Raw genomic sequence first — 10,161 nt, forward strand, 5'->3', positions numbered from 1 at the left:
TCCTTCGGACCGTTCACCGCGACTGCTCCGGCCCGTCACAGGTGAGGCGGGGCTCCGCGTCGTACACGGTGTGGAACTTCTGCTTGCGTACGACCTTCCCGTCCTCCTTGAAGATCCGCCACACGTCGATGGTGAACCCCTCCGCGCCTCCCATCGGGATGCAGTCGGGTCCCGAGTCGGTCAGGCTGGGGACCGGCTTGACGTCGTAGCGTGCCGAGCTCTCCGACTCGATCTCGTAGCGCTTGGTGCTCCAGAACTGCACGGTGATGGAGGTGTCGGTGTACGAGGTCTTGATCAGCACGCCGTACGGTGAGTCGTTGCGCCAGCGGAAATCCGGCTGGGGATAGGAGACCGTGGACTCCCGCCCGGCGGGGTAACGGGAGATGTAGTACTGGTGCGGCCTGTGCTGGACGTCTTCGAAGCCGCCGAAGAAGACCGCGTTGAACATGGTGGTGGCGAACTGCGAGATGCCTCCGCCCACGTCGTTGACGAAGCGGTTGTTGAGGATCATCGGCGCCTCGACGAAGCCGCGCGCCTTGTCGCGCTTGCCGACCACGCCGTTGAGCGAGAACGTCTCGCCCGGCCGCACCACATAACCGTCGAGGATGTCGGCGATGCGGTGGATGTTGGTCACGCGAGGAGCGCAGCACGGGTGCTGCGTGGTGTACGAGCTGACCTTCTCCTTGACGCCCAGCTTCTTCGCCTCGGCGGTGGTCACCCGCGGCTGTCGTGCCACGGCGGGCAGCTCGACGGTACGCTCTCCCGCTGCCACGGCCTCGGCGATCGCCGGGCCGATCGCCTTGGTGTCGACGCCCCGCCCCGGCCGGGAGGGGACGACCTGCGGCTTGCCCTTGACGATTTTGAAGGAGGCGTCCTTCGGTGGCGTCGCCAGCAGTGCCTTGCCCAGGGCCGGAGCGATCTCGGAAGCCTTGAAGGACGGACGCAGACCACCCTGCCCGTCCGAGACGAAACGCAGGCCCGCGGCCAACTGCTCTCTGGACACGTCGGCTTCCTTGCCGCCGCTGGTAAGCGTGAGCGGCGACGCGACCGCCGTGCGCGCGGTGGTCGTGGTGACACGGCGGACCTCGGCGGCGGTGACCTTGGGCGGCGTCGCGCGGACGTCCAGCTCCACTGACGTACGGCCCTGCTCGAAGGCCTCCCGTACGGCTCGCGCCGCCTGGTCGAGGTCGAGCGCGCGGCCGGGCTTGGGCAGGACAGCTCGCGGCTCCAGCCCCCGGTAGCGGACACTGCCTTCCCTGGGCTTCTGGTGCACGCTCTCGGCCAGCTCCCCGAGTGCCGCGGTGAGCCGTTCCTGATCCACCGTGACCTTGGGAGGAACCTCGCGACTGCCGAAGAGCGAGCGGGCGACGCCGACCGGGGTGACGGCGCCGTCCATGGCGACCTCGACCGTCGCCCCGGTGTCGAAGCCGAACCCCAGCTCGGCGGGTGTCGCTTTTTCCCGCTTCTTCCCTGCGATCAGCGTCAACGGCTCCTCCACCCGCTTCCTCAGCTCCTCGTCCAGCCGGGAACGGGCGGCCTCGGGTGACATTCCGCCGACGTCGACTCCGTCCACCCGCGTACCGGGTGGAACCTCGCCGGCGAGCAGAACGGCCGGCACGGCGTAGGCCAGTATCGCGACGAGGACGGCGACGGCCGGGATGAGCACGCCGGGCGAGCGCAGGCGGCTCCGGTCCTGGCGCGGGTGATGATCGCTCATGTGCCCGCCGGACGGAAGGCGACGGCGACGTCGCCACTCTTGGTCCGCGGCTCGTGGACAGTGCCGTCTTCGAGGGCGGCGAGCAGCCGGTTGCCGTCAACGGCGGCGAACGCGGCGGCCCGCCCCGCGCCGCCGGCCTGCCGGGTGCGCCCGCCGTCACAGCTGCTCTGAACGCGTCTCTCGGCGTCCACACCCACCGGCGGAGTCCAGCTCTCGCCGTCGCCGGGACTCGACCGTACCCGGCCGGTCCGGCTCTCGTGGGCGTACAGCTTGTCGCCCGCGGTTGCGGCACGAAGCCGTGGATCGCGCATGACTCACCCTACTAGCCGATATAGTAGTCCAGCCCACGCAAGCGACTCTGACTGCCGCCTGCATTGCGGGCTTTACTGGACCATACCTGCACCAATGGACCGATATGTGCGGCAGTAGTGGCGCAGGCCCCAGTACGGCGGGCTGGTGACGATGCAGTCCACCGAGCCCGCGGGCATCTCTGCGAGCACCTGGCGGGCGTCTCCCCGGTAGATCGCCATGCATCGTGCTGCTGCTCAGTTCGCTGGTTGCAGGCCGGCCAGAAGGTTGAAGGCCCCGGTCAGCAGGTTGAGTGTGACCACGCCGACGATCTCCGCGATGATGCGGTCGCTCCAGCCGTGCGCGCGGAGGTCTGCGACATCCGCGTCGGTGATGGAGGACGGCTCGGCCAGCACCCGTACGGCCACGGCGATCAGGGCTGCCTCTCTGGCGTCGGTGGACGTGCCCTGCCGGGCCAGGGCGATGTCGGCCTCGCTGAGCCCGGCCGCGCGCCCGGCCTCGACGTGCGCCTGCATGCAGGTGCCGCATCCGATCCACTCCTGGACGGCGAGCGAGACCTTCTCGCTGAGGGCGCGGGGCAGCTTGACCCGCTTCATGGCGCGAGAGAAGTTCAGGTAGCCCTCAAGCAGCGCCGGCGAGTGCGCCATGGTGGCGACCATCTCCCCCACGCTTCCTCTCCTGTCGAGGATGTCGTTCAGCAGTTCCTTGGACCTGCCCGGGGCGTCGGCAGGCTCAAGCGGGACGAGACGTCGCATATGTCCTCCTCAAGACTCTCGATGTACCATACCCCCCTACCGTATAAAGGAGGAAGGCGTGGAGCGATGGCTCGTTGAGCATCTGTCCCACTGGCTCGGCGGCTGGCCCGCAGTGACCGAGCTGGACATCATCGGCGCGGACGTGCGCGATCATCCCGGCTGGGACGGCAAGATCCATCCCGCGATCGGGGTGTCCAGCCCCGAGGCAGGCGTGTTGTCGCTTCCTCCACACGCCGTCACGGCCGCGACGAAGCTGTACGCCGAGGACAGGGACCTCGCCGTGCTGGGGCCGCGGGTTCCCGCCCTGGCGGGCTTCCCCGAGCGCGGCTGGTTCACCGCCGTCTACCGCTGGACCACCCACCCCGAGCCCCTGCCCGACGCCGGTACCTGGATGGCCGCGGACGCCCCCGGCGTACCGGACTGGCTGCTGCCCTTCGGCGGGGATGTCCTGGTGGCCATGGACCCCGCAACCGGCGAGCACCTGGCCGGGGTGGGAATCAAACGGCACGACGCCTACGGCCGCGAACTGGCAGTGGTGACCGCTCCCCCGGCCCGCGGCCGGGGCCTCGCCCGCCGCCTGGTCGCCCATGCGGCCAGACGGGTGCTGGACGAAGGCGCCCTGCCCACCTACATGCACGACCCCGCCAACCGGGCCTCCGCGGCGGTGGCCGAAGCCGCCGGCTTCCCCGACCGGGGATGGTTCGCCTTCGGCGCCGCCGAAGCCCGTTGATCACACTGCTTCACGGCGGGGCACTCCGCCGCGTCAGAACAGATCGCGCTGCACCGCGCATGCTCATCTACGACCGTCACATCGCCGTCGTACAAGCCGATCCAGAGTCCCTGCAGGCCGGCACTGTGCTGATTCGCGGCGGCAGCCGACTCGGCCGGCTCGACCCCGGCTGACCGGTGAGCGGCGGAACCCTCCTGCCACGAAGTTCAGCAATTGACGTCGACGACGAACCCGCTGGCGGCCAGTTCGGTCAGGAAGGCGATCGGGTCCACCAACTGCTCGATGTGGCGGACGCCGGCCGGCAGTCCGGGCAGGTCGCGGACGAGCAGCGCGGCCGCGCGGCCGGTCGCACAACTCTGTGAGTGCCCGCCGAACGACGCCTGAGCCGCTCCGGCGCTGACTGTCACCGCGAAGCCGTCGCTTCCGAGGTGGACCTTCGCCAGCGTCTTGAGCAGCAGCTCTCGTATCCGGGGACGGCGCAGCAGCCCTGCGATGGCAGGGCGCCGGGCGGCGCCCAACAGCGTGGTGAACAGGCGGGAGTCGAGGCACAAGCCCGTGCGGGCGGACGGTACGGCGATCGTCCGGGGCAGCGTGTACTGGTCGGAGAAGGGGAAACGATGCACGATACGGGCACCGTACGGCTCGGGGAAGGCCATCGTCCACGAGCCTTCGAGCGCGCCCAGCCCGTCCAGTGTCCAGGCGATCGCCGCCGAGCCGTGCTGCTCCCCCGAGCCGAGCAGCACGCCGATGTGCAGGTCGCTGCCCGGTGACCGCTCGGCGACCACGCGCGCCAGCAGGTTGGTGACGCCGGGAACGAGGCCGACGCTCAGGACGGCGGTCGCGCCGCGCGCCGCGGCGAGATCGTCCAGTTCCTCGATCGCGGCCAGTACGTCATGGGAGGCCGACACGTCGACATAGCCGATGCCGCGCTCCAGGCAGGCGCGGGCGACGGCGGCATTGTCGATCTCGGCGCACATAAGCACCGTCGTGATTCCCTCCAGTGACCTGGCCAGGTCAGCGGGGTCGGCGGCGTCCACGCGAACCGACGTCACACCGGCAATGGGCCGGGCACGGCCTGGATTGCGCCCAGCGACGATCACCTCTGTGTCGGGACGTCCTGACAGCGCCAGGGCGGCCTCGCGGCCGACCGCACCATATCCGCCGAGGATGAGGACGGCGCTCACCGACGGGCCCCTTCCGCAACCGGCCGCCCGAGAATGAACGTGGTGTTCACTGGTTCGCCACTTCGTAACCGGCCTCTTCGACGGCGGCGGTGATCTTCGCTGGGTCGACGGGGGCGTCGCTGTTCACGGTCAGCAGGCCGGTCGCCAGGTCCACCTCGACGTTGGTGACACCGGCCACTTCACTGACCTCCTCCTTGACGGAGCTGACGCAGTGGCCGCAGGTCATGCCCTTGACGGTGTAGGTGGCGGTGCTCATATCGATCTCCCTTTCAATCCGGTCGGTCAGGAACGAACAAGCCGTGCGATGGCGTCGGAGGCCTCCTTGACCTTGGCCTCCGCCTCGGGCCCGCCCTTCTGCGTGGCCTCGGCGACGCAGTGGGCCAGGTGCTCTTCGAGCAGCGCCAGGGAGAACGACTTCAGCGCGCTGGCCGCTGCCGACACCTGCGTCAGGATGTCGATGCAGTACTTGTCGTCCTCGACCATGCGCTGCAGGCCGCGGACTTGCCCCTCGATACGGCGCAGGCGCATCGCATGGTTCTGCTTGCTGTGGCTGTATCCGGCCATGTCCGCTCCCCTCTGGTTCGGTTGTTCGGAATAACACCATACCCCCCTATGGTATTTCTGCCATTCGCGGGTGGCCCTTGTCGCCGGCCGTACACGATTGCAGGAGTCCGCATGCCGCACATGATCCGCAAGCCAGGCGTCTCGGCGGGACGTCGCTGGCCGTTTCCTCGCCGGAGTTCATTTCGTCAATGACGCGATCACCGCGATGCTCGGAGCCCTGCTGCCGACGTTGCAGGATCGCTTCGGGCTCGGACCGGCCCTGCTGTCCGTGCTCGTGCCAGGGTCGCTCGATCGGCCCAGTCCGGTTCCGCACGACGATCTGACGCCGCAGTACCGTCACCTCATGCCGGAGCACCATGATCTCGGCGTCCATGGCCGCCTCGCTTCGGCCCAGGAGGACCAACCAGCCGAATACCCGGACCACGATCAGATACAGGAGATGGGCTGACACAAGAGCCGATCTGGGCCGTTGGGTCGGGCACGGCGAACTCATGAACTGGGGCGCCGAAAGGCCACCCCCGGCGGGAAGTGGCCCTCGGGGAAGAGCGGCGGTCAGGCTCGGGCGGTCACCAGGGTCACCGCGGTCTCCGAGTGGACGCCGGTCTCATCCGTGCAGTGCGCCAGATTCGCGCGTACGGCGGCCGCGAGGTCGGCGCGACGCGAACCGATGTACGGGCTGACCGCGGAGAAGTCGAACAGGCAGCAGATCGCGTCAGGCCCCCCGGGAAGGGTGGCCGGCAGCGTCCATTCGCGGAGTTCGATGTCCACGAAACCGGCCTCCTTCGCCAGCATGGCGACCTCGATCCCGGGCAGGGACCACGGTTCCTCGAAGAGGCCCGCCTGGTCGGGGCCGAGGACGGTGGCGACGGCGTCGTGCAGGGCGCGGAAGAGGGGGTTGCGGTGCAGCGGCTGCCACGTGGCGATGGCGATCCGCGCGCCGGGGCGGGCGGCCCGCCGCATCTCGGCCAGCGCCGCGCCGCGATCGGGAACGAACTGCAGGACCTGCTGCATGGTGATCAGGTCGAACGCTTGGTCGGAGACGTGCAGCGGGGTGGCACCGCATTCCACGTACTGGATGGGGGCGCCGTCGAGGGCAGGCAGTTCAGCGGCGAGGGCGAGCATGGCGGGGTTGAGGTCGGTGCCGACCACGGCGCCGGTGGGGCCGACCGCCTTGGCCAGCACCCTGGCGACAGTGCCGGGGCCGGTGCCGACGTCGAGCGCCTTGGTGCCGGGGGCCGGCGCCAGCGCCTCCACCATGTACTCCGCCCACGGCTGGAAGATCGACGGGAGCAGGATGTCCTGGTACTGCCGTACCAGGCTGACGTCGAAGGAGGTGCCCGCGGTCACGGCGGCCCGGGACCTCGTGGCCGTTTCGAGGGTCTCGGCGAGGATGTCGACCTCGTCGGGGGAGTTGTACAGGTAGAACGAGGCCCGGATCGCGGCGGGGACGCCGAATCGGCTGCACGCGAGCTGCGCGCAGTGGTTGCCGGACCGGACGGCGATGCCCGCCTCGTCCAGACTCGCGCGCATGCGCTGGAGCGGGATGCTGTCCACCACGAACGACAGGAGCGGCAGCCGGTTCGCGGTGTCGGTCGGGCCGATGAAGCGGATGCCGGAAACATCGCCGAGCCGGTCCAGGGCGTACTCGATCAGGGCCTGGTCATGGGCGGCGATCGCGTCCATGCCGATGTTGCTCAGGAAGTCGCAGGCGGCGCCAAGGCCGACGGCCTGCGCGACCGGGGGTGTGCCGGCCTCGAACTTGAGCGGGGGCGCGGCGTAGTGCATGGCGTCCACCGCGACGTGCTCGATCATCTCGCCGCCGCCGAGGAAGGGCGGGAGCTCTTCCAGAAGTTCGTACCTGCCCCACAAGGCGCCGATTCCGGTCGGGCCGCACATCTTGTGGCCGGAGAACGTGACGAAGTCGGCTCCCAGCGCGGTGACGTCGATGCCGAGGTGCGGGACCGACTGGGCCGCGTCGACGACCATCAGGGCGCCGACCTCATGCGCGCGGGCGGCGATCGTTGCGACCGGGTTCACCGTGCCCAGGATGTTCGACGCGTGCACGACCGTGACGACCTTGGTCCGTTCGTTGAGCTTCTCGCTCAGGTCGGAGAGGTCCAGGCGGCCGTCGTCGGTGATGCCGAGATATCTGACCTTCGCACCCACCCGCTCGGCCAGCAGCCGCCAGGGGATCAGGTTGGAGTGGTGCTCCATCTCTGTCAGGACGATCTCGTCGCCGGGACCGACGCGGAGCCGTCCGTCCGCCCAGATGAACGAGTTGGCCAGCAGGTTGACGGCCTCGGTCGCGTTCTTGGTGAACACGATCTCCTCGGCTCGCGGTGCGCGCACGAACGCGGCGATCTTGCTTCGCGCCCCTTCGTACAGGTCGGTCGCCTGTACGGCCAGCCGGTACACGCCACGGTGCACATTCGCATTGGTGCGGATGTAGTAGTGGTTCAACGCGCCCAGGACAAGGGCGGGTTTCTGCGTGGTGGCGGCGCTGTCGAGGTACACGGGTGGGCGGGAACCGTCAAGGGCGGTTTCGAAGAACGGGAATTCCTTCCGAATCGACTCGACGTCGATCGCCATCGTGGTCTCCTCCTGCCGAATGGTGTAGCGGCATTGTCGGCGGAGCCCGACCGGATAGATCCAACTGGAGTTGCTTCGTGGCGAACCCTTCAGCGTAACCCACATTTCACGAAGGTCGAGCGGCAAGGAGTCGCCGTCATTTCCGGCCACCGAGGGCCTCGAATTCCTCACTTAATGTGGCGGCATGGTCGGCGATTTCTTGGTTGACGGCGCGCGGATCATGGCCAGGCGCCGTTCGCGCGGCCTTACCCGGAGAATTCTGGCCGACCTGGTCGGCTGCAGCGAGGAATGGCTCCGCCTGGTCGAGAACGGGGTGAAACCCCTGGATCGGCTGTCGACCATCATGCGGATCGCCGAAGTGCTCCGCGTCGAGGATCTCTCCGAGTTCGTCGGCGGCCGGACGAAACTCCCGCCCGCCTGCGAGCACGGCGAATCCGACGAGGTCGGGAACGCGTTGCTGCTGCCCGGCCGGTTCACCGGCGAGGCGACCGAGAGCGTGCTGCGGGTGCAGCACCACGTGATGACGGCGTGGGAGATCTGGCAGCGCTCGCCCCACCGCTACACCGAGACGCGGCGCCGCCTGCCGCCGCTGCTGTCGATGGCCGACCTGTCGGCCAGGGGCGCCACCGGCCCGGACCGGGAAGCCGGTACGGCCGGCCTCACCCAGGTGTACCGGCTGTTCGCGGCGCTGCTGCGAAGCTGCGGCCAGCACGCGCTGGCCCTGGTCGCCGCCGATCGCGCGGTGGCCTCCTCGGCGGGTTCGGCGATCACGAAGGCTGAGGTGGCGGGCGTGCTCGTCTCGCTCGGCCGGTACGCCGACGCGCGCTGGCTGTGCCTGGCGGTGATCGACGAGCGGCCCGAGTCGCTGGAGGTCACCGGGCTCTGCTATCTGACGGCCGCGCTCGCCGCCGCCGAGGAGAGCGACGTGCTGCGGGCCGAGGAGCTGCTGAACCACGCCCGTAGGATCGGCGACCGGCTGGGCACGGAGTTCGCACTGGAGGTGGACCTGCACCGAGTCGCGGTCGCGGTCCGGATGGGCCGGTGCGCGCAGGCGATCCGCCTCGCCGCGGGTGTCGACGCCGACCGCCTCCCCGACAGGGACCGCCAGGCGCGGCACCTGCTGGCCGTGGCCACCGCGCACGCGATGGACGGCGACTCGAGCGCGGCCATGGCGCTGCTGTGGCGGATCGTCGAGGGCTGCCCGGAGGAGCTGCGATTCAACGCGGACGCCGGACCGGTGCTGGCCCGGCTGCGGGCGATGGACTGCGAGTCGACCCGAGGGGAACTTCGGCAGATGACCCGGATCACCTCTTGATTCATCAACGTCGGGGCATGGACGACGCGCTTCTCGGCCGTTCGGGACGACCACGCCCGTCGCCATCTCCGCGAACACCGACTTCCCCCTGCCGGATGAGGACACACCGCACGGCAAGACCTGGACGTACCTCAGCCTGAAGGGCGGGCCGTCGAGGCCGGGGGCTTCGCCGGTTGAGGATGCGATCCCAAGGCGACATACCAGCGCCGATCCTGGCGAGTGAGCACCAAGGTCTCGGCGTAGTGCCCAGAGGTGCCGCGGCCCACGAGCCGGGCGGTCGCCACCTTCGGCGAGATCTCGCTGCTGATGTCGACGTTCTCAAGCCGGATCTGCCGGCCGCCGTGCATCTCCAGCCGCCGCTGGATGTCGGCTGCCGGGTCGTTCCCGATCGGGGCCAGCAGGGCGAGCCGCTGCGCGTCGTGCTGGTTCAGCCCGGTCACGTAGGCGTCCACCGCGGCCCGGGGGCTGGCGGCTCCTCCGGGCGCCTCCGTGATGCCGCATCCGAGCAGCAGCGCGCATCCGGCGAAGGCTACGACAAGCCTCCGCCGGATGTCCGAGATGATGCTCATGTCTGCCGTGTCACGTCCGATGTGCGTAGAACCATGCATCGGGGGTCGCCGCGATGATGCTGCTCAGTCTCTTGTTCAGAGTATTGGTGCTGTGGTAGGTCATGTACAGTTCGTCGGCGTTCTGTCCTGAACCGTCGCGGCCGGTGACGAACATGGAGTGGCTGATGTTGTCGTTCCGGTCGAAGTCGATTTGCAGGACGTCGCTGACGCCCATTTCCCAGATGTAGTCGAGCGGCTCTGTCCGGCCGGAATTGAAGGGGCTGGCGAACCAGTACCAGTTCTCGGCCGCCGCCCAGGTGTAGGTGGTGGTCCAGTTACCTTCGTGCCCGTAATACCACTGAGCCTTTTGCATCCCCTGGCGGCGGGTCGCTGGTCACAGCATGATCGCGAGCTTGGTGTTCGCCTGACGACGTAAGAAACCCCTGGTAG

At 69.0% G+C, this 10,161-nt stretch carries 12 protein-coding genes; 3 read left to right on the forward strand and 9 right to left on the reverse strand.

Annotated elements, in window-relative coordinates; translation table 11 throughout:
• Nucleotides 1-13: 13 nt before the first annotated feature.
• The 3 genes from ACZ6YG_RS40040 to ACZ6YG_RS40050 form a co-directional block, all read right to left on the reverse strand.
• Entirely contained in the window at nucleotides 14-1,717 is a 1,704-nt protein-coding gene (locus ACZ6YG_RS40040) for a VanW family protein (protein ID WP_466020831.1), read from the reverse strand.
• The gene (locus ACZ6YG_RS40045) at nucleotides 1,714-2,028 is read right to left on the reverse strand and encodes a hypothetical protein (RefSeq protein WP_466020832.1); all 315 of its coding nucleotides are present in this window, start codon (nucleotides 2,026-2,028) and stop codon (nucleotides 1,714-1,716) included. Before ACZ6YG_RS40045 ends, ACZ6YG_RS40040 begins: the two co-directional genes overlap by 4 nt.
• 234 nt (nucleotides 2,029-2,262) lie before the next feature.
• Nucleotides 2,263-2,781 carry a carboxymuconolactone decarboxylase family protein gene (locus ACZ6YG_RS40050; protein WP_271276090.1) on the reverse strand — a complete coding sequence of 173 codons (519 nt, stop codon included), beginning with the start codon at nucleotides 2,779-2,781 and terminating at the stop codon, nucleotides 2,263-2,265.
• A gap of 58 nt (nucleotides 2,782-2,839) precedes the next feature.
• Here ACZ6YG_RS40050 and ACZ6YG_RS40055 point away from each other — a divergent pair, with 58 nt between their 5' ends.
• Nucleotides 2,840-3,511, forward strand: coding sequence for a GNAT family N-acetyltransferase (locus ACZ6YG_RS40055; protein ID WP_466020833.1), 672 nt, complete (start codon nucleotides 2,840-2,842; stop codon nucleotides 3,509-3,511).
• 206 nt (nucleotides 3,512-3,717) lie between these two features.
• On the opposite strand, the gene ACZ6YG_RS40060 is transcribed toward ACZ6YG_RS40055, so the two are convergent.
• The 3 genes from ACZ6YG_RS40060 to ACZ6YG_RS40070 are packed head-to-tail and all read right to left on the reverse strand — an operon-like array spanning nucleotide 3,718 to nucleotide 5,259.
• Nucleotides 3,718-4,695, reverse strand: coding sequence for a saccharopine dehydrogenase family protein (locus tag ACZ6YG_RS40060; RefSeq protein WP_466020834.1), 978 nt, complete (start codon nucleotides 4,693-4,695; stop codon nucleotides 3,718-3,720).
• A 46-nt stretch (nucleotides 4,696-4,741) separates the two neighbouring features.
• The gene (locus ACZ6YG_RS40065) at nucleotides 4,742-4,951 is read right to left on the reverse strand and encodes a heavy-metal-associated domain-containing protein (protein ID WP_466020835.1); all 210 of its coding nucleotides are present in this window, start codon (nucleotides 4,949-4,951) and stop codon (nucleotides 4,742-4,744) included.
• Between the two features lie 26 nt (nucleotides 4,952-4,977).
• On the reverse strand, nucleotides 4,978-5,259 hold the full coding sequence (locus tag ACZ6YG_RS40070; RefSeq protein ID WP_148037235.1) for a metal-sensitive transcriptional regulator: 282 nt from the start codon (nucleotides 5,257-5,259) through the stop codon (nucleotides 4,978-4,980).
• Nucleotides 5,260-5,464: 205 nt separating this feature from the next.
• Between ACZ6YG_RS40070 and ACZ6YG_RS40075 the strand changes: the two genes are divergently transcribed.
• A complete protein-coding gene (locus ACZ6YG_RS40075) occupies nucleotides 5,465-5,707 on the forward strand; it encodes a hypothetical protein (RefSeq protein WP_466020836.1) in 243 nt (80 codons plus the stop codon).
• A gap of 104 nt (nucleotides 5,708-5,811) precedes the next feature.
• Here ACZ6YG_RS40075 and ACZ6YG_RS40080 read toward each other — a convergent pair whose 3' ends face one another.
• Nucleotides 5,812-7,848, reverse strand: coding sequence for a SufS family cysteine desulfurase (locus ACZ6YG_RS40080; RefSeq protein ID WP_466020837.1), 2,037 nt, complete (start codon nucleotides 7,846-7,848; stop codon nucleotides 5,812-5,814).
• Nucleotides 7,849-8,032: 184 nt separating this feature from the next.
• On the opposite strand from ACZ6YG_RS40080, the gene ACZ6YG_RS40085 reads away from it, so the two are divergent.
• Nucleotides 8,033-9,163: a helix-turn-helix domain-containing protein gene (locus tag ACZ6YG_RS40085; RefSeq protein ID WP_466020838.1), complete on the forward strand. Its 1,131-nt coding sequence runs from the start codon at nucleotides 8,033-8,035 to the stop codon at nucleotides 9,161-9,163.
• Between the two features lie 131 nt (nucleotides 9,164-9,294).
• Here the strand turns inward: ACZ6YG_RS40085 and ACZ6YG_RS40090 are convergent, their stop codons facing one another.
• Both ACZ6YG_RS40090 and ACZ6YG_RS40095 read right to left on the reverse strand, forming a co-directional pair.
• Entirely contained in the window at nucleotides 9,295-9,732 is a 438-nt protein-coding gene (locus ACZ6YG_RS40090; RefSeq protein ID WP_466020839.1) for a hypothetical protein, read from the reverse strand.
• Nucleotides 9,733-9,742: 10 nt separating this feature from the next.
• A complete protein-coding gene (locus ACZ6YG_RS40095) occupies nucleotides 9,743-10,084 on the reverse strand; it encodes an amidase domain-containing protein (protein WP_466020840.1) in 342 nt (113 codons plus the stop codon).
• Between the last annotated feature and the right edge of the window lie 77 nt (nucleotides 10,085-10,161).

This window comes from Nonomuraea sp. NPDC054003, assembly GCF_055585125.1.

Coding starts and splice junctions, on each gene's coding strand:
- ACZ6YG_RS40085 (WP_466020838.1), top strand. CDS start 8,033: ATGGTCGGCGATTTCTTGGTTGACGGCGCGCGGATCATGGCCAGGCGC.
- ACZ6YG_RS40075 (WP_466020836.1), top strand. CDS start 5,465: ATGCTCGGAGCCCTGCTGCCGACGTTGCAGGATCGCTTCGGGCTCGGA.
- ACZ6YG_RS40080 (WP_466020837.1), bottom strand. CDS start 7,848: ATGGCGATCGACGTCGAGTCGATTCGGAAGGAATTCCCGTTCTTCGAA.
- ACZ6YG_RS40065 (WP_466020835.1), bottom strand. CDS start 4,951: ATGAGCACCGCCACCTACACCGTCAAGGGCATGACCTGCGGCCACTGC.
- ACZ6YG_RS40050 (WP_271276090.1), bottom strand. CDS start 2,781: ATGCGACGTCTCGTCCCGCTTGAGCCTGCCGACGCCCCGGGCAGGTCC.
- ACZ6YG_RS40045 (WP_466020832.1), bottom strand. CDS start 2,028: ATGCGCGATCCACGGCTTCGTGCCGCAACCGCGGGCGACAAGCTGTAC.
- ACZ6YG_RS40095 (WP_466020840.1), bottom strand. CDS start 10,084: ATGCAAAAGGCTCAGTGGTATTACGGGCACGAAGGTAACTGGACCACC.
- ACZ6YG_RS40040 (WP_466020831.1), bottom strand. CDS start 1,717: ATGAGCGATCATCACCCGCGCCAGGACCGGAGCCGCCTGCGCTCGCCC.
- ACZ6YG_RS40090 (WP_466020839.1), bottom strand. CDS start 9,732: ATGAGCATCATCTCGGACATCCGGCGGAGGCTTGTCGTAGCCTTCGCC.
- ACZ6YG_RS40070 (WP_148037235.1), bottom strand. CDS start 5,259: ATGGCCGGATACAGCCACAGCAAGCAGAACCATGCGATGCGCCTGCGC.